The organism is Bacillus sp. VA13 (assembly GCF_055710085.1).
The window spans coordinates 992804-1009700 of the sequence record NZ_JBVQPP010000001.1 but is presented as its reverse complement, the minus strand read 5'-3'; the positions used below and the strand labels follow the sequence as shown (position 1 = coordinate 1009700).

20 protein-coding genes and 1 riboswitch are annotated in these 16897 nt (G+C 44.5%); of the genes, 15 read left to right on the top strand and 5 right to left on the bottom strand.

Annotated features, from left to right (window positions below):
• Positions 1 to 160: 160 nt before the first annotated feature.
• The gene (locus AC0C66_RS05125) at positions 161 to 955 is read right to left on the bottom strand and encodes a YqhG family protein (protein WP_072183697.1); all 795 of its coding nucleotides are present in this window, start codon (positions 953 to 955) and stop codon (positions 161 to 163) included.
• A gap of 20 nt (positions 956 to 975) precedes the next feature.
• Positions 976 to 2649, bottom strand: a complete 1674-nt coding sequence (locus AC0C66_RS05120; protein ID WP_472973505.1) for a DEAD/DEAH box helicase — start codon at positions 2647 to 2649, stop codon at positions 976 to 978.
• 168 nt (positions 2650 to 2817) lie between these two features.
• Positions 2818 to 2919, top strand: a riboswitch (glycine riboswitch).
• Between the two features lie 173 nt (positions 2920 to 3092).
• Between AC0C66_RS05120 and gcvT the strand changes: the two genes are divergently transcribed.
• Genes gcvT through gcvPB form a run of 3 tightly spaced genes read left to right on the top strand, consistent with a single transcriptional unit; the run spans position 3093 to position 7016 of the window.
• Positions 3093 to 4181, top strand: a complete 1089-nt coding sequence (gcvT, locus tag AC0C66_RS05115; RefSeq protein WP_472973504.1) for a glycine cleavage system aminomethyltransferase GcvT — start codon at positions 3093 to 3095, stop codon at positions 4179 to 4181.
• Between the two features lie 29 nt (positions 4182 to 4210).
• Positions 4211 to 5557: an aminomethyl-transferring glycine dehydrogenase subunit GcvPA gene (gene gcvPA, locus AC0C66_RS05110; protein WP_472973503.1), complete on the top strand. Its 1347-nt coding sequence runs from the start codon at positions 4211 to 4213 to the stop codon at positions 5555 to 5557.
• Positions 5550 to 7016, top strand: coding sequence for an aminomethyl-transferring glycine dehydrogenase subunit GcvPB (gene gcvPB, locus AC0C66_RS05105; protein WP_061186883.1), 1467 nt, complete (start codon positions 5550 to 5552; stop codon positions 7014 to 7016). The genes gcvPA and gcvPB overlap by 8 nt, the downstream gene beginning before the upstream one ends.
• A 37-nt stretch (positions 7017 to 7053) precedes the next feature.
• On the opposite strand, the gene AC0C66_RS05100 is transcribed toward gcvPB, so the two are convergent.
• Positions 7054 to 7434, bottom strand: a complete 381-nt coding sequence (locus tag AC0C66_RS05100; RefSeq protein ID WP_014664580.1) for a rhodanese-like domain-containing protein — start codon at positions 7432 to 7434, stop codon at positions 7054 to 7056.
• 190 nt (positions 7435 to 7624) lie between these two features.
• Between AC0C66_RS05100 and lipM the strand changes: the two genes are divergently transcribed.
• The 3 genes from lipM to AC0C66_RS05085 all read left to right on the top strand — a co-directional run bounded on the left by lipM (position 7625) and on the right by AC0C66_RS05085 (position 9989).
• Positions 7625 to 8461, top strand: a complete 837-nt coding sequence (gene lipM / locus AC0C66_RS05095) for an octanoyltransferase LipM (protein WP_088679274.1) — start codon at positions 7625 to 7627, stop codon at positions 8459 to 8461.
• 99 nt (positions 8462 to 8560) lie between these two features.
• Positions 8561 to 8989, top strand: a complete 429-nt coding sequence (gene mntR / locus AC0C66_RS05090; protein WP_014114382.1) for a transcriptional regulator MntR — start codon at positions 8561 to 8563, stop codon at positions 8987 to 8989.
• Positions 8990 to 9113: 124 nt separating this feature from the next.
• The gene (locus tag AC0C66_RS05085; RefSeq protein ID WP_014114381.1) at positions 9114 to 9989 is read left to right on the top strand and encodes a patatin-like phospholipase family protein; all 876 of its coding nucleotides are present in this window, start codon (positions 9114 to 9116) and stop codon (positions 9987 to 9989) included.
• Here AC0C66_RS05085 and AC0C66_RS05080 read toward each other — a convergent pair.
• Positions 9986 to 10381: an SA1362 family protein gene (locus AC0C66_RS05080; protein ID WP_014114380.1), complete on the bottom strand. Its 396-nt coding sequence runs from the start codon at positions 10379 to 10381 to the stop codon at positions 9986 to 9988. The two genes, AC0C66_RS05085 and AC0C66_RS05080, sit on opposite strands and share 4 nt — an antisense overlap.
• Before the next feature lie 39 nt (positions 10382 to 10420).
• Complete coding sequence (locus tag AC0C66_RS05075) at positions 10421 to 11377, bottom strand: DUF1385 domain-containing protein (protein WP_014114379.1); 957 nt, start codon at positions 11375 to 11377, stop codon at positions 10421 to 10423.
• Positions 11378 to 11602: 225 nt separating this feature from the next.
• Between AC0C66_RS05075 and AC0C66_RS05070 the strand changes: the two genes are divergently transcribed.
• From AC0C66_RS05070 to spoIIIAD, 9 genes are all read left to right on the top strand, one after another.
• On the top strand, positions 11603 to 12139 hold the full coding sequence (locus AC0C66_RS05070; protein WP_014114378.1) for a YqhR family membrane protein: 537 nt from the start codon (positions 11603 to 11605) through the stop codon (positions 12137 to 12139).
• A gap of 87 nt (positions 12140 to 12226) precedes the next feature.
• Complete coding sequence (gene aroQ / locus AC0C66_RS05065; protein ID WP_014114377.1) at positions 12227 to 12667, top strand: type II 3-dehydroquinate dehydratase; 441 nt, start codon at positions 12227 to 12229, stop codon at positions 12665 to 12667.
• 2 nt (positions 12668 to 12669) lie between these two features.
• A complete protein-coding gene (papA, locus tag AC0C66_RS05060; RefSeq protein WP_088679414.1) occupies positions 12670 to 13731 on the top strand; it encodes an aminopeptidase PapA in 1062 nt (353 codons plus the stop codon).
• Between the two features lie 24 nt (positions 13732 to 13755).
• Positions 13756 to 14313 carry an elongation factor P gene (efp, locus tag AC0C66_RS05055; RefSeq protein ID WP_003226377.1) on the top strand — a complete coding sequence of 186 codons (558 nt, stop codon included), beginning with the start codon at positions 13756 to 13758 and terminating at the stop codon, positions 14311 to 14313.
• Between the two features lie 143 nt (positions 14314 to 14456).
• Positions 14457 to 14738 (top strand): YqhV family protein, encoded by a 282-nt coding sequence (locus AC0C66_RS05050; protein WP_003226379.1) that lies wholly within the window; start codon positions 14457 to 14459, stop codon positions 14736 to 14738.
• Positions 14739 to 14813: 75 nt separating this feature from the next.
• On the top strand, positions 14814 to 15737 hold the full coding sequence (gene spoIIIAA / locus AC0C66_RS05045) for a stage III sporulation protein AA (RefSeq protein ID WP_072182055.1): 924 nt from the start codon (positions 14814 to 14816) through the stop codon (positions 15735 to 15737).
• Positions 15731 to 16246 carry a stage III sporulation protein SpoIIIAB gene (gene spoIIIAB, locus AC0C66_RS05040; protein WP_003226383.1) on the top strand — a complete coding sequence of 172 codons (516 nt, stop codon included), beginning with the start codon at positions 15731 to 15733 and terminating at the stop codon, positions 16244 to 16246. The genes spoIIIAA and spoIIIAB overlap by 7 nt, the downstream gene beginning before the upstream one ends.
• 22 nt (positions 16247 to 16268) lie before the next feature.
• Positions 16269 to 16475, top strand: coding sequence for a stage III sporulation protein AC (spoIIIAC, locus tag AC0C66_RS05035; protein ID WP_003153142.1), 207 nt, complete (start codon positions 16269 to 16271; stop codon positions 16473 to 16475).
• Positions 16476 to 16481: 6 nt separating this feature from the next.
• Positions 16482 to 16883, top strand: coding sequence for a stage III sporulation protein AD (gene spoIIIAD / locus AC0C66_RS05030; protein WP_003230228.1), 402 nt, complete (start codon positions 16482 to 16484; stop codon positions 16881 to 16883).
• Positions 16884 to 16897 lie beyond the last annotated feature (14 nt).

Sequence of the window (16897 nt, the reverse complement as noted above, 5' to 3'; positions counted from 1 at the left end):
TTTATGTATTTCAGCCAGTCCGGCCATGACTCATTGTATGCCTTCATTGGTCTCTGGAAGTCATTTGCCATTGAAATTGCCAGAATTTTTTTCCAATATACCTTTATTATAATCGCATTTTTTCAAAAAAAACGAGAACGATGTCGAATGGTAAAAAAAGTTAGAATGAAATATTATTTTGCAGATAAAATAATCCGCCATTTTCAATTTCAACTGATATCTTTGGTTGATACAAGGCTTTCAGCGCCTGTTTTTCTAGATGATACTCTTCTGGTTTTTCTTCTATATGCTCATAAAACTTGTCAAGCAATGTCATATCATTTTTCCACCTGCTTACCGCCTGTTCTGCCCAGTCTGACGGTTCCTGCATGGCGGATTTGGCAATATAGTTTTCCATCCGCTTAAGGCCGCTTTCTGGTTTGATCATAGGCGATATGGTGAAGCAATAGTCACATATTTGAGACGCCAGTGGCAGCTGTGTCAGCTTGCTGTGAAAATCTTCAATTATGGTTCCAGAGACTAGGTGAAGACCTAGTGACAATAGCTTATCCTTTTTCATGTCGGACTGGTATGAAATCGTGACATTTATACCAAGCCAAGGCTGAAGGGGGACTTTAGCTCCGGCTGATTCAATTTTCTCATACATTCTGGTAAATCTCCCATTTTGTTTAACAGCTTTAAACATTTGAAAAAGGCGCGGTGCCCCAAAATAAATAAATTCGCCATCTAGGTCTTTTGGAGCAGATTCTTTATCTGTAATAAAAGTGATTTTCATCGGATTCGGATCGCCGCCTGTCTTCTCGCGCCAGTGCCAGTAGAAAGGGCGGTTCATGATCTGTTTGTCCATTTCAACTGTAAGCTGCACTGTCATATAGCCTGAACCTTGATCGACGATTTGGCAGCTGTTTGCCTGAAAAAAACGAAGCAGAAAATCGTGAACCTCTTGCTGTCTCACTTATAAAACCTCCTTACAGGCTAAGATCCTCTTTTTTCAGCAGGCTGCTGTTTTTTATAAGACAAAAATGAGGTTAAGTTATCCATTTTTATTTTCATTTCTTCTTCTGTTGCTGAATGGTACAAAATATCGTGCAGGTGCTCTTCAAAATTGTTCACTTGAATTTTCGTTAAAATATCATCAAGTTTGCCGACCACTTTTTCAAACAAATGAATTTTTTCATAAAGCAGCTTTAAAATATGCTCTTCCACCGTATGTTTTGTCGCCATGTTGTAAATGTGCACGTCACGCTCCTGCCCGAGCCTGTGAATTCTTCCGATTCTCTGCTCAAGACGCATCGGATTCCATGGCAGGTCATAGTTGATCATGTGATTGCAAAATTGCAGGTTGATCCCTTCGCCGCCTGCTTCAGTTGCAATCAGGACTTGGACCTTTCCGCGGAAAAGATCCTTCATCCAGTCTTTTTTCCCGCGTTTAAATCCGCCTCTGAACGGCACAGAACTGATACCGTTTTGTTGAAGAAACCATTGCAGGTAAATCTGGGTGGCCCGGTATTCTGTGAAAATGATGACCTTATCGTCTATCTTTTTGATCAGGTCAACCACTTGAAGCGCTTTAGAGTTTTGTGTCACTTGATTGATGCGGTCTATTAAAACCGAAATGGTATGTTCATCAATGGCCGGTGCTTGTTTCTCTTTTTGATCAAGCATTTTTTTCAGCGTCATATACACAGCTTCCCTGCTCGAACAGCATTCTCTTTGCAGGGTCATAATTGAGAACATGCTGGCCGGCTTATTGATGCCTTCTTTCAGGCTGGAAATTTCATCGTAAAGCGCCTGCTCTGATGGAGAAAATTCAATTGGCACTGTTTCAACATGTCGCTGTTTCCAATTCAGCCCGGTGTCATGCCGCCTGTTGCGGATCATGACTTTATTCACAAGATCTTTTAAATGCTCATGTGCTTCTAAACTGGATTTCTTTTTGGCGAACTCTTCCTGAAAGTGATTCTGACTGCCTAAATGGCCAGGTTTTAATAAGGACACCAAATTGAAAATTTCTTCGATACGGTTTTGAATTGGCGTCGCGGTAAGAAGCAGGCAATATTTTTTCACGAGATTCCGGACAAATTCATAGTTCTTCGTTTTGCTATTTTTTAGTTTGTGTGCCTCATCAATAATGACGAGATCATATGGGATTGACAGCACAATTTCACGGTGGGGCGAGCGCTTTGCAGTGTCGATTGATGAGACGACAATATCGCATTGCTCCCACACGTAGCTTTTCTTTTGTTCAACAGCCGGGATCAAAAATTTTTCCTGAAGCTCTTTGACCCACTGAGACACAAGGGAAGCGGGCACAAGGATCAAAATCTTTTTGGCTAAACCGCGAATCATATATTCTTTTAGAATCAGTCCGGCTTCAACCGTTTTCCCGAGACCCACCTCATCTGCTAAAATTGCTTTCCCGTTCATTTTTTCAACCACTTTTTGCGCTACCTCAAGCTGGTGGGGAAGCGGTGTAAAGGAAGGCAGGTATAAAGGGGCCCGTAAGCCTTCAAATTCAGGAATAGCTAATGTTTTCTGGATTTCTGCAGAGAGCTTGTACAGTTCCCAGTTCGCCCACGGGCCATCGTTTTTCAGTCTTTCAGCGAATTTTTTAGGCCATTTTGTATCGTAGATCATTTCTGCATTCATTGCTTTGAAACCGCCTTTCTTATTCTTCGATTCTTAAAATGAACACTATAAGAAAAATCTGCCCAAATTGCTGTTGCCCAGCATATAGTGATGATGGTAGGATATGAGTAAGTATTTGATGTAAGATATTGCTATAGTATGTCCATAACAGCATGAAAATATGAGCGAATGACAGCAAGGGGAGAGACCTGACCGAGAACCTCGGGATACAGGCGCCGAAGGAGCAAACTGCGGAGTGAATCTCTCAGGCAAAAGAACTCTTGCTCGACGCAACTCTGGAGAGTGTTTGCGCGGATGCGCAAGCCACCAAAGGGGACGTCTTTGCGAATGCAAAGTAAACTTTCAGGTGCCAGGACAGAGAACCTTCATTTTACATGAGGTGTTTCTCTGTCCTTTTTTGTATGTTTTTTAGCAGCGCGCCGTTGAAAAAGGGGAGGAATTCGATGCTGAAAAGAACGCCGTTATTTGAACTGTATAAAGAATATGGAGGGAAAACGATTGATTTCGGGGGCTGGGAGCTTCCAGTTCAATTTTCTTCTATAAAAAAGGAACACGAGGCTGTCCGAACTGCGGCCGGGCTGTTTGATGTATCTCATATGGGAGAAATCGAAGTGTCCGGAAAAGACAGTCTGCCTTTTTTGCAAAGGCTGATGACAAATGATATTTCCGCGTTAACGTCAGGCCGTGCGCTGTATACGGCGATGTGCTATTCGGATGGCGGAACCGTCGATGATTTGCTTATCTATCAAAAAGGAGAGAACCGCTATCTGCTTGTCATAAATGCTTCTAATATAGATAAAGATCTGGAGTGGATGAAAGAGCATGTAACAGGTAATGTACAGATTGACAATCAGTCAGATCAAATCGCGCTCTTGGCTGTACAGGGGCCGAAAACAGAAACGATTTTAAAAACGCTAACGTCTGCAGATCTGTCTGCATTAAAGCCGTTTACATTTATTGATGAGGCAGATATCAGCGGCTGCAAAGCACTCATTTCGCGCACCGGCTATACGGGAGAGGACGGGTTTGAAATTTACTGCCGTGCTCATGATGCCATGTATTTGTGGAAAGAAATCATGGATGCGGGTGAGGAACATGGATTAATTCCATGCGGTCTTGGCGCACGTGATACGCTCCGGTTTGAAGCGAAGCTCCCGCTCTACGGCCAGGAGCTGACCCGGGATATTACACCGATTGAAGCAGGTATTGGCTTTGCCGTAAAGCACAAAAAAGAATCTGACTTTTTTGGCAAGTCAGTATTGAGTGAACAGAAAGAAAACGGAGCGAAGCGAAAGCTTGTCGGACTCGAAATGACCGAAAAAGGGATACCGCGGCACGGATATGAAGTGTTCCATAATGGCAAGTCTGTCGGAAAGGTGACAACCGGCACGCAGTCACCGACATTAGGAAAAAACGTCGGCCTTGCCCTAATTGCTGCGGAAGCGAGTGAAATCGGGACAGTCGTAGAGGTGGAGATTCGCAAAAAATTAGTGAAAGCAAAGGTTGTCAAAACACCATTTTATAAACGCTAATATTTTTTCTTGGGGAGAGGAGTCAACACATGAAGCACCGTTATTTGCCCGCAACAGAAGAGGATAAACAGGAAATGCTTGCCGCTATCGGCGTAAGCGGCATCGATGAATTATTTGCTGATATACCGGAAAACGTCAGATATAAAAAAGAGTATCAAATCAAAAAAGCGAAATCAGAAACGGAATTAACAAGAGAACTGACAAAGCTGGCCTCTAAAAATCGTGATACGGTACAACACGCGTCTTTCTTAGGAGCAGGTGTATATGATCACTATCAGCCTGTCATTGTGGATCATGTCATTTCCCGCTCTGAGTTTTATACGGCGTATACACCTTATCAGCCGGAAATTTCACAGGGGGAGCTTCAGGCTATTTTTGAATTCCAAACGATGATTTGTGAACTAACAGGAATGGATATTGCCAACTCCTCTATGTATGATGGCGGAACTGCCTTGGCGGAAGCGGCAATGCTTGCTTCAGGCCACACGAAAAAGAAAAAAATCGTTGTGTCAAAAACCGTTCATCCTGAGTCGAGAGAAGTGCTGAAAACGTACGCAAAAGGTCAATATATTGAAGTCGTTGAAGTTCCCGCTGCAGATGGCGTTACCGATCTTGATGCTTTGCGCCAAACCGTTTGCGAGGACACAGCCGCCGTGATCGTTCAGTACCCGAATTTTTTTGGCCGGGTCGAGCCGTTACAGGATATTGAGCCTATCGCTCATCAAGGAAAATCCATGTTTATTGTGTCAGCCAACCCGCTTGCGTTAGGTCTCCTCACTCCGCCGGGCAAGTTTCAGTCTGATATCGTCGTCGGTGATGCGCAGCCTTTCGGCATTCCTTCAGCATACGGCGGCCCGCATTGCGGCTTTTTTGCCGCCACCAAAAAATTAATGAGAAAAGTGCCAGGCCGTCTCGTCGGACAAACGGAAGACGAAAACGGAAAAAGAGGCTTTGTGCTTACTTTACAAGCCAGGGAGCAGCATATCCGACGAGATAAAGCGACATCAAATATATGCTCGAACCAAGCTTTAAATGCGCTGGCAGCTTCTGTCGCCATGACTGCTCTCGGAAAAAACGGCGTAAAAGAAATCGCCCGCCAAAATCTCTTAAAAGCCAACTATGCAAAGCAAGAAGCAAAAAAAGCTGGCCTTACCGTTATGTTTGACGGACCGATGTTTAATGAATTTGTCATCAAATTGGATGAACCGGTGAAAGCTGTGAACCAGCGTTTGCTGGCAAAAGGCATCATCGGCGGATATGATCTTGGGCTGACGTATCCTGAGATGGACTGTCATATGCTGATTGCTGTAACGGAGCTGAGAACAAAAGAAGAAATCGATGCACTCATTCAGGAATTGGGGGATCGCCATGAGTAATCAGGATCAGGCACTTATTTTTGAGCTTTCCAGAGAAGGCCGTATCGGCTACAGTCTGCCGGAACTTGATGTACCGGAAATCGAATTGGAGGATCTATTGTCAGACACCTATATTCGTGCCGAGGACGCAGAGCTGCCGGAGGTGTCCGAGCTGGATATTATGCGCCATTATACAGCGCTGTCCAAACGTAATCACGGGGTGGATTCCGGCTTTTACCCGCTCGGTTCTTGCACAATGAAATACAATCCGAAAATAAATGAAAAAATCGCGCGAATTCCCGGTTTTGCTGCGATTCATCCTCTTCAGGATGAAGACACGGTGCAAGGCGCTTTAGAGCTTTTATATGATTTAAGCAAGCACCTTGAGGAAATAACGGGAATGGATGAGGTTACGCTTCAGCCCGCTGCCGGGGCGCATGGCGAATGGACGGGGCTGATGATGATCCGCGCCTATCATGAAGCGCGCGGGGATTTCAAGCGGACGAAGGTCATTGTTCCTGATTCCGCTCACGGGACGAATCCTGCTTCAGCGACAGTAGCAGGCTTTGAAACGGTTACGGTGAAATCAAATGAAAATGGGCTTGTCGATCTGGAGGATTTAAAAAGAGCGGTGAATGAAGAAACTGCTGCTCTTATGCTGACGAATCCGAACACGCTCGGCTTGTTTGAGGAACAGATCACCGAGATGGCGGAAATTGTTCACCAAGCGGGGGGGAAACTGTACTATGACGGCGCTAATTTAAATGCGGTTTTAAGCAAAGCGAGACCGGGAGACATGGGATTTGACGTGGTGCACCTCAACCTGCATAAAACATTCACTGGCCCTCATGGCGGCGGCGGTCCCGGATCAGGCCCTGTCGGCGTAAAGAAAGATCTGATTCCTTATTTGCCAAAACCAGTTTTAATCAAAAAGGAAGGGCACTTTACATTTGATTATGACCGCCCTGACTCGATCGGCCGCGTGAAGCCGTATTACGGCAACTTCGGCATCAATGTCAGAGCGTATACGTATATCCGCTCCATGGGGCCTGACGGATTAAAGGCTGTTACTGAGAACGCAGTGTTAAACGCGAACTATATGATGAGAAAGCTCGCGCCTTATTACGATCTTCCGTTTGACCGTCATTGCAAGCATGAATTTGTATTGTCAGGAAAGCGGCAGAAAAAGCTGGGAGTGCGTACGCTAGATATTGCAAAACGGCTGCTCGATTTTGGCTATCATCCGCCTACGATTTATTTCCCGCTTAATGTTGAAGAATGTATCATGATTGAGCCGACAGAGACGGAATCAAAGGAAACACTGGATGCGTTTATCGACGCTATGATTCAAATCGCAAGGGAAGCGGAGGAGAATCCGGAACTCGTCCAGGAGGCGCCGCATACGACGATTGTAAAAAGAATGGATGAAACAAAAGCGGCGAGACACCCGGTGCTCAGGTATGAGAAGGAAGAGAGATAAATAAAAACAGCTGTCTATTACAGACAGCTGTTTTGCTTTATTTCTTCGCTTTAATCTTTCCGCCCCATTTTTTAAAGCCGCCTTTTAGGTTGTAAATCTCAGTGCAGCCGTTTTTGCGCAGGGTTTGTGCCGCGCGTCCACTGCGGACACTGTTTTGGCAGTATAGATAGACAGGCTTGTCCGGACGGATTTCATTTTTTCTCTGTTTCAGCTGGGAAAGCGGAATGTTGCGGGCCCCTAAAATATGTCCGCCCTCAAACTCATTCGGTTCACGAACGTCAATGAGTTGCGCTTTTCGGTAACCCGCGCGAAATTCTTCTTCCGTAAGTGTTTTCATAATTCGCTGCTGATAAACATATGAAGCAATCATATAGACGATAAACGCAGCAAAAATAATCAAAACGATCATATTAGACAATGTGATTCTACTCCTTTAGCATATAAAATCAAAACCCTGCTTCATAAAAACAAGGCCATAGAGCCGTTTTCGACAAATACTATTATAGTAAAGCACAGCGCGATTGTCATCCATAATGGAACTAAAATATTTTCATTTTCCCGGCAGTTTGATAAACTGATTCTAGTAAAACGGTAAGGAAGGTCTCAAAATGGAAAAAGAAACTTGGCGGTTTATAGACTCAGGCAATGCAAGTCCTGCATTCAATATGGCGCTTGATGAAGCGCTTTTATATTGGCACAGCGTAAAGAAAATTCCCCCGGTTATCCGTTTTTACGGCTGGAATCCGGCGACTCTTTCTGTAGGGTATTTTCAAAATATTAAAAAGGAAATCAATTTTGAAGCAGTACATAAGTATAATCTCGGTTTCGTCAGACGCCCGACCGGCGGGCGAGGTGTGCTGCACGATCAGGAATTGACATACAGCGTGATTGTTTCGGAAGAGCATCCTGAAATGCCGGCGACTGTCACTGAGGCATACCGGGTCATATCAGAAGGCATACTCCAAGGCTTTAGAAATCTTGGTCTGGACGCTTACTTTGCCATCCCGAGAACCGAAAAAGAAAAAGAAAGCTTAAAAAATCCGCGGTCATCCGTTTGTTTTGACGCGCCTTCGTGGTATGAACTGGTGGTCGAGGGACGCAAGGTGGCGGGAAGCGCGCAAACGAGACAAAAAGGCGTGATTCTTCAGCACGGCTCCATTCTGCTTGATTTGGATGAGGACAAGCTGTTCGATCTGTTCTTGTATCCGAGTGAAAGAGTTAGAGAGCGGATGCAGCGCAATTTCAAAAATAAAGCGGTTGCCATTAATGAACTCACTGATAAGCGGGTGACGATGGATGAGGCCCGTAAAGCCTTTAAAGAAGGGTTTGAAACAGGCCTTAACATTCATTTGGAGCCGTACGAACTGTCTCAGGAAGAGCTTGATTTTGTTCATCACTTGGCAGAAACAAAATACGCCTCAGATGAATGGAATTATAAGCGGTAAAAAGGGCATTTGTCCCGCGGAGCATCCTTGTTTTTTCAAGTTCATTAGTGTAAACTTGTAATGGTTTATAAAGTTAAGGTGCTTTTTGGGAGGGTTTCGATGACAACACCAAGTATGGAAGATTATATTGAACAGATTTATATGCTGATTGAAGAAAAAGGATATGCACGGGTTTCCGATATCGCGGAAGCATTGGCAGTCCATCCCTCCTCTGTAACAAAAATGGTTCAAAAACTAGATAAAGACGAATATTTAATTTATGAAAAATATCGCGGTCTCGTGTTAACGTCTAAAGGGAAAAAAATAGGCAAACGGCTAGTATACAGACATGAATTGCTTGAGCAGTTTTTAAGAATCATTGGTGTTGATGAAGAGAAAATATATAACGATGTTGAAGGAATCGAACATCATTTAAGCTGGAACAGCATTGATCGCATCGGGGATCTTGTTCAATACTTTGAAGAAGATGATGCCCGTAAAAAAGATCTGAAATCAATCCAAAAGAAATCAGAACATCATAATCAGTAAAAAGGCGGTCTCAAAGGAGGCCGTCTTTTTTGATGCGCTGCGCCTCGCGTCATTCGTTGGTCTATTTCTTCGCGTGTTTTCTTAAAATGATAGTAAACGATCGGATGAAGGGGGAGAGAATGAGATGTATATTGACGGTGTGTTTTCCGGCGGAGGAGTAAAAGGCATTGCGCTGGCAGGCGCTTATGAAGTGCTTGAGGAAAAAGGCTTCCGCTTTAAAAGGGTTGCGGGTACAAGCGCTGGCGCAATTATTGCCGCTTTCATTGCGTCAGGTTACACCAGTAAGGAAATCCACGCTTTGATTAAAGAAGTGGACGGAGAGAAATTGCTGGACCAGCGATACTCATTTCTCCCCTTAAAGATGCTCCAGTGGGTGTCCATCTACTGGCGTCTCGGCTTATACAAAGGCGACACGATAGAAAAATGGATTGCTGATCTGTTAAGAGCGAAAGGCATAAGGGTTTTCGGTGATTTACAGAAAGGGTCTCTGCGACTGATCGCTTCTGATCTGACAAACGGCACCATGATTGTTTTGCCGGACGATTTGGTCCGTTACGGGTTAAATCCCGATATGTTTCCTGTTGCCAGAGCAGTAAGAATGAGCTGCAGCATTCCGTATTTCTTTGAACCGATAAAATTAAAAACGGACAAAGGCACCGCCACGGTAGTTGACGGAGGAGTGTTAAGCAATTTTCCAATCTGGCTGTTTTCAAAGGAAAGAAAGCGCCCAGTGATCGGTGTAACGCTTGCGCCGCGTGAAAGAGAGCGTCCGAAAAAAAATATCCGCAACGCTTTCGAACTGTTTGGCGCCCTGTTTGAAACGATGAAGGATGCACATGACGCAAGGCATATTGCGTCACGCTATGAACAAAACATCATTTTTCTGCCGGTTGACGACGTAATGGCGACCGATTTTCATTTAACACAACAAAAAAAACTAGCCCTGATTGAGCTAGGTAAAAGACGGACAGAGCAGTTCTTAAAACAGTGGACCTATTAAAAGAGCGCTCTGTTTTTCTTTTTATTTTTTTTCCCTTCTATAACAGTCAGTTGAGTCTGGCTTTTTTTCTTGAGAATCATCGGCTTAGGCTTGCTGGCGCTCGGAACGCTTCGCAGGTGGCTGACACGTCCCTTATGTCCGGCGCGGTGCTTTGCTTTTTGTTCTTTCATCCGGCGCCGTGATTGTTTCGCCGCTTTTTTGAATGCTGCTCCTTCGCTGCCCGCATTTCGATTCATTACATATTTCACAATAAAATAAATAATGATACCTGCCACGATGACGGTTACCGCCATTTTTGCCATTTCTCCGGGAGTGGTTACCAACATATAGAGGAAACCGAACGCTCCCAGCGCAATTAATACAGCAATAATAGGTTGTACACGATGATTCATAACTGTCCACCTCCGAAAGTAATAGCAGGGCAACGGATACTAGATGACGTTGTGAGAAGGCTTCTGATTTTGTCCAGACATTTCTTCGAGTCTGAGAAGCTCGTTAAAGCTTTCGATGGCAACTTCAACCTGGTCATCCTTAGGTTCTTTTGTTGTTAACAGCTGAAGCCAGAGGCCCGGGTAGCCAAGGAATTTCAGTCCGGGAATATCACGAACTTTATTTGTCAGCTGCAGAACTTCAAAGGATATGCCGAGTACGACCGGTATCAGTGCAACACGATCTATAACACGCAGCCAAAGCGGATCTGTCGGAACAAGCAAATAGACAAACATGCCGACAATAATCGTAAATAAAATAAAGCTTGATCCGCAGCGGTAATGAAGCCGGGACTGGTTTTGAACATTCTCCACTGTAATTGGCAAATTCTGTTCATAACAGTTTATGACTTTATGTTCGGCTCCATGATATTGAAACACTCTTTTAATGAGCGGCGTCATGGACAAAAAATAAATGTAACCGAGCAGCAAAATCAATTTAAACAGGCTTTCAACCGCAATCTGAGTGATGTCCGATGAAAAAATCGGCCTTGTCAGTTCAGCTAAGAAAACAGGAACCAATGTAAATACGAATTTACTGAACAAAAATGATAAGACGCCGATTACCGCGAGGCTGAGATACATAGACAGCCCGGAGACTTTTTTTTCTTCCTGCTCAAGTGTCTCGTCTTCAGATGGATCGAGCCCGTAACGTTCGCTTGAAAAATTCAAATGCTTTGTGCCATTTGCGCTCGCTTCAATAATGGCCGCGATCCCCCGTAAAAACGGTATCTTTTTCACGATGTTCAGTTTCGGATTGTGTTTGCGGGGAAGCTTAAAGAAGTCAATGCTTCCATCCGTTCTTCTAATAGCCGTAACGTAATGATGCTTTCCGCCAAACATAACGCCTTCCACAACTGCCTGCCCGCCGTAAGCGGGCGGAATTTTATGTTTTGACATATTATCAACCTGCCTATTTCTTTAGGATTGCTAACCATTTCCTTTCACTCTATTGTACAGGAAACAGCGCTAAACCTCTAGATTGACAGGCTGAAAAATTGTCATAGCCTTGCTTTTTCTACATGCATTATACCCGTTATTTTCAAATTTTACTCGCTGCTGCCAAAAAGTGTGAGCTTTTTTATTGACATTTTATTTTTTGGGCACACTTTAACTGGAGGTGCCATGATGACAAGCGAAAAAGATACAGAACAAGATCAACAATTGAATGAGAAGCAAGGACCGCCTGTTCCGATGGCCGGAAGGGTGGCGGCAACAGGTTTTTGCGGAGGCGTATTATGGAGTTTCATTGCTTATATAGCGTATTTATTTCATTTTTCCGAAATCAGTCCGAATATGATTTTGCAGCCATTTGTGCTAGGGGAGTGGAAAAAACATGGACTGGGAACCGTAATCAGCATTATTTTGATCGGAATTCTTTCAATTGGCGCAGCGTTTCTTTATTATCTTCTATTGAAACGTTTAAAAACAATGTGGCCGGGGGTTTTATACGGCTTGCTGCTTTGGCTGATCGTGTTTTTTGTTTTTAATCCGATTTTTCCTGATGTTCGCGCGGTGACCGAACTGAAAGCAGATACAGTTATTACGACCATTTGCATCTATTTGCTTTACGGGCTGTTTGTTGGTTATTCTATTTCATTTGAATACAATGAGCTGAATTCGGAAAAGCTGGCACGTGCGTTGGGAACACATAGAGAATAGTGTATTATCCTTTTGCAGTATGATAAAATGTTCACGAGAAGTGAACATTTTTTACATGAGAAACCCTCGCGAAAAGGAGAGATTCATGTGCCTCATTTTTTAATTTTGAACGGGCCGAATGTCAATCGGCTGGGGAAGCGTGAGCCGGAGGTATTCGGCCGCCAGACACTGACCGATATTGAAACAGATCTTTTTCAATTTGCAGAAGCCTTACATATCCAGCTTACTTTCTTCCAGTCTAATCACGAAGGTGATTTGATAGATGCGATACACGAGGCTGAGGAGCAATACGGCGGGATTGTTCTGAACCCTGGAGCCCTGAGTCATTACAGCTATGCGATCAGGGATGCTGTTTCAAGCATCAGTCTTCCTGTGGTTGAGGTGCATTTATCAAACTTATACGCCAGGGAGGAATTCAGGCATCAGTCGGTTATCGCTCCGGTTGCGAAAGGGCAGATTGTCGGTCTTGGAGCTGAAGGCTACAAGCTTGCTGTTCGCTACTTATTAAGCCAGCAAGGGGGAGAATAATGATGAAGCTAGAGAAAATAAGAAACCTGTTTGGACAGCTGGGGATTGACGGAATGCTGATAACAAGCAGCACAAATGTACGCTATATGACCGGATTTACAGGTTCCGCGGGCTTGGCTGTTATATCAGGTGACAGGGCAGCGTTTATTACGGATTTTCGCTATACAGAGCAGGCGAAGGTTCAGGTAAAGGGCTTTGAGATCATTGAACATGGAGGCAGCTTGATTCAGACCACTGCCGACACGGTTGAAGCGTTCGGCATCAAGCGCCTCGGCTTTGAGCAGAACAGCATGACATACGGCACATACGCCTCGTACAGCGCGGTTATCAGTGAGGCTGAATTAGTGCCTGTGGCTGAATCCGTAGAAAAGTTGCGCTTGATTAAGTCTAGTGAAGAGATTAAGATATTAGAGGAAGCTGCGAAGATTGCAGATAATGCCTTCAGACATATCTTGACGTTTATGAAACCCGGCATTTCTGAAATTGCTGTTGCCAATGAGCTGGAGTTTTATATGAGAAGCCAGGGAGCTGACAGCTCTTCTTTTGATATGATTGTCGCATCGGGCCTTCGGTCAAGCCTTCCGCACGGTGTGGCCAGTGACAAACTGATTGAAAGTGGAGACCTTGTTACGCTTGATTTCGGAGCTTATTATAAAGGATATTGTTCTGATATTACCCGTACGGTCGCTGTAGGTCAGCCCAGTGATCAATTGAAGGAGATTTATCAGGTCGTATTTGATGCTCAGGCGCTTGGCGTCGCACATATTAAGCCGGGGATGACAGGAAAAGAGGCTGACGCCCTTACAAGGGATCACATTGCTGCAAAAGGCTACGGTGAATATTTCGGCCATTCAACCGGGCACGGGCTCGGCATGGAAGTTCATGAATCGCCGGGATTGTCCGTCAGATCTTCAGCTATCCTTGAACCGGGCATGGTGGTCACAGTGGAGCCGGGCATTTACATACCAGAAACAGGCGGTGTCCGCATAGAAGATGACATCGTGATTACAGAAAACGGCAACAGGACAATCACCCATTCCCCAAAAGAACTTATTATTTTGTGATTGGAATATAGGAGGACATTAAACATGATTTCAGTTAACGATTTCCGTACAGGATTAACAATCGAAGTAGATGGCGGCATTTGGCGCGTCGTTGACTTCCAGCACGTAAAACCTGGTAAAGGTGCGGCGTTTGTCCGCTCTAAACTTCGCAACCTTCGCACTGGCGCGATTCAGGAAAAAACATTCCGCGCTGGTGAAAAAGTAGCGAAAGCGCAAATCGAAACAAAAACAATGCAATACCTATATGCAAACGGAGATCAGCACGTATTTATGGATACTTCTTCTTATGAGCAGCTTGAACTGAGTGCGACTCAAATCGAAGAGGAATTAAAATACCTGCTTGAAAACATGTCTGTGCATATCATGATGTACCAAGATGAAACGCTCGGTATCGAACTTCCAAACACAGTTGAGCTGAAAGTTGTTGAAACTGAACCTGGCATTAAAGGTGATACAGCATCAGGCGGTACAAAACCTGCGAAAACTGAAACAGGCCTTGTTGTAAACGTGCCGTTCTTTGTGAATGAAGGCGACACACTTGTTGTCAATACATCAGACGGTTCTTACGTTTCAAGAGCATAGAAAGAAAAAAGAAGTCTGTTCCCAAATGGGAGCAGGCTTTTTTTGTGCCCAAAAACAGAATCTTTCTTTTATACGAAAATGACAAGACTACTTCCGCAAGCTAGAGCATATCCTATAAAAAAATGGGAGGTTGGGAGAGTGCTATGAAATTTTTACTTGGAAATATCAATTCTACTGTTTTAACAATGGCCGGATTGCGAGTATTATCCTCTATGATTGAACTGACGGCAGCGATTATCATGCTTGTAACAAATGATGTCCGGAAGGCGGTTGTGGTTAACAGCATTCTCGCTATTGTCGGTCCGCTGATTTTTATCATCACCATGACTGTTGGAATCTATCAAATTGCCGGACAGCTGTCGTATGCAAAGCTGATTCTGATTTTTACAGGTGTTGTTTTGATTTTGGCGGGTGTTCATAAATAAAGAGAGGCTTGTCATAAAGTCTGCCTTACATCATACATTTTAAAGAAGCCAATCGGTAGAAAGGAGGAGGCTCTGTTGAATGAAATCGCTGAGGTTCTCCCTGAATCCATGAAAAACGCCCTTTCTGAAATACCGGAACAACAATGGCTGGAAATCGAAGAAGTCAGAATTCGGGTCAACCGCCCTGTTGAATTGATTCGAAAAGGACAACCTGTTTTTTTGTCCTATGCCGGCACGGTCGAGGATGCCCATCTGATCCTCAGCCGGCTCAGCAACTATAGTATGTATACGCTCGAAGAAGAGCTGAGGAAAGGGTATGTCACGATCAGAGGCGGTCACAGAGTCGGACTGGCAGGCAGAGTCATCACGGAAAACGGAGGTGTGAAAGGCCTCCGTGACATCACATCTTTTAATATACGAATTGCCCGGCAAAAGCTGGGGATTGCGGAGCCGCTGCTTCCATTCTTATATCGAGAAAGCTGGCTGAATACGCTGATTATCGGTCCGCCGCAAACCGGTAAAACAACACTTCTTCGGGATCTTGCGAGACTCTCGAGCACCGGCAAAAACCATATGTTGCCCGTAAAGACAGGAATCGTCGACGAACGGTCAGAAATTGCCGGATGCCTGCGCGGCATTCCGCAGCATCAATTTGGACAGAGGATTGACGTATTAGACGCCTGTCCAAAGGCTGAGGGGCTGATGATGATGATTCGATCCATGAGCCCTGAGGTGATCATTGTCGATGAAATCGGGCGCATTGAAGATACAGATGCACTTCTTGAGGCGCTGCATGCAGGTGTTTCAGTAATCGTCTCGGCGCATGGCTGGAGCCTATCCGACCTGATGAAGCGTCCTTCATTGAAGCGTTTGTGGGAAGAAAGAGCCTTTGACCGCTATTTGGAATTATCGAGAGCAAAGGGACCGGGCACAGTAAGCCGCATTTATGACAAAGACGGAAATGTGCTGTCTGGGACGATGGGCGTGAAGACATGCTGAAGCTGCTGGGTGCTGTATTCATTGTGGTGGCGACAACATGGACAGGTTTTGAGATGGCGAAGATTTATACAGAACGGCCGCGGCAAATCCGCCAGCTGCGTGCGGCGCTCCAATCCCTCGAGGCTGAAATCATGTACGGCCATACACCGCTTCATATTGCTTCACAGCAGATTGCCAAGCAGCTGGCACAGCCTGTTTCAGCTCTTTTTATCACGTTCAGTGATCAGCTGGACAAAGGAAGTGATTCTGCGAAAACGGCGTGGGAGCAAAGCTTAAAGAAGGTGTGGGACACCATGTCTTTGAAAAAAAGCGAATATGAAGTGCTGAAGCAATTTGGTGAGACGCTCGGGATTCATGATCGAATCTCGCAGCAAAAGCACATCAAGCTGGCGCTGACACATTTGGAAGCCTCGGAAGCGGATGCTGAGCAGGCACAAGCGAAAAATGAAAAAATGATAAAAAGTTTGGGCTTTTTAGCGGGCTTGTTACTCATTCTTCTATTGATGTAAACGTGAGGGGAGCAAAAATAAAATGGGAGTAGACGTGAATGTCATATTTCAAATCGCCGGAGTGGGAATCGTGGTTGCATTTTTACACACGATTTTGGATCAGATGGGCAAAAAAGAATACGCTCAGTGGGTGACGCTGTTAGGTTTTATCTATATTTTATTTATGGTCGCAACGATTGTAGATGACCTTTTTAAAAAGATAAAAGCTGTGTTTTTATTCCAAGGATAGGGGGGCTTGCAGATTGACATTGTTCAAATTGTAGGTTTAGGGCTGATCGCCACCTTCCTTTCTTTGATTGTAAAAGAACAAAAGCCGACTTTTGCGTTTTTAATCGTCGTGTTTGCTGGCTGTGCCATTTTTCTTTATTTGGTAGACCAAATCTACGACATTATTCGAATGATAGAAAAAATCGCGATTAATGCAAACGTCAACATGGTCTATGTTGAAACCATTTTAAAGATTATCGGAATCGCCTATATTGCTGAATTTGGGGCGCAGCTCACAAAAGATGCCGGACAAGGGGCCATCGCCTCGAAAATAGAATTGGCGGGGAAAATTTTAATTCTCGTTATGGCTGTGCCTATTTTAACCGTCATTATCGAAACGATTCTCGGACTTATACCTTCTATGTCATAACCGAAAGGAGGCGG

Bases quoted from the DNA above. Each gene is read 5' to 3' on its own strand.
- AC0C66_RS05075 (WP_014114379.1), bottom strand. From the start codon at position 11,377: ATGTCAAAACATAAAATTCCGCCCGCTTACGGCGGGCAGGCAGTTGTG.
- gcvPA (WP_472973503.1), top strand. From the start codon at position 4,211: ATGAAGCACCGTTATTTGCCCGCAACAGAAGAGGATAAACAGGAAATG.
- lipM (WP_088679274.1), top strand. From the start codon at position 7,625: ATGGAAAAAGAAACTTGGCGGTTTATAGACTCAGGCAATGCAAGTCCT.
- spoIIIAB (WP_003226383.1), top strand. From the start codon at position 15,731: ATGCTGAAGCTGCTGGGTGCTGTATTCATTGTGGTGGCGACAACATGG.
- spoIIIAC (WP_003153142.1), top strand. From the start codon at position 16,269: ATGGGAGTAGACGTGAATGTCATATTTCAAATCGCCGGAGTGGGAATC.
- AC0C66_RS05085 (WP_014114381.1), top strand. From the start codon at position 9,114: ATGTATATTGACGGTGTGTTTTCCGGCGGAGGAGTAAAAGGCATTGCG.
- AC0C66_RS05050 (WP_003226379.1), top strand. From the start codon at position 14,457: ATGAAATTTTTACTTGGAAATATCAATTCTACTGTTTTAACAATGGCC.
- AC0C66_RS05080 (WP_014114380.1), bottom strand. From the start codon at position 10,381: ATGAATCATCGTGTACAACCTATTATTGCTGTATTAATTGCGCTGGGA.
- efp (WP_003226377.1), top strand. From the start codon at position 13,756: ATGATTTCAGTTAACGATTTCCGTACAGGATTAACAATCGAAGTAGAT.
- mntR (WP_014114382.1), top strand. From the start codon at position 8,561: ATGACAACACCAAGTATGGAAGATTATATTGAACAGATTTATATGCTG.
- AC0C66_RS05120 (WP_472973505.1), bottom strand. From the start codon at position 2,649: ATGAATGCAGAAATGATCTACGATACAAAATGGCCTAAAAAATTCGCT.
- gcvT (WP_472973504.1), top strand. From the start codon at position 3,093: ATGCTGAAAAGAACGCCGTTATTTGAACTGTATAAAGAATATGGAGGG.
- papA (WP_088679414.1), top strand. From the start codon at position 12,670: ATGAAGCTAGAGAAAATAAGAAACCTGTTTGGACAGCTGGGGATTGAC.
- AC0C66_RS05070 (WP_014114378.1), top strand. From the start codon at position 11,603: ATGATGACAAGCGAAAAAGATACAGAACAAGATCAACAATTGAATGAG.
- gcvPB (WP_061186883.1), top strand. From the start codon at position 5,550: ATGAGTAATCAGGATCAGGCACTTATTTTTGAGCTTTCCAGAGAAGGC.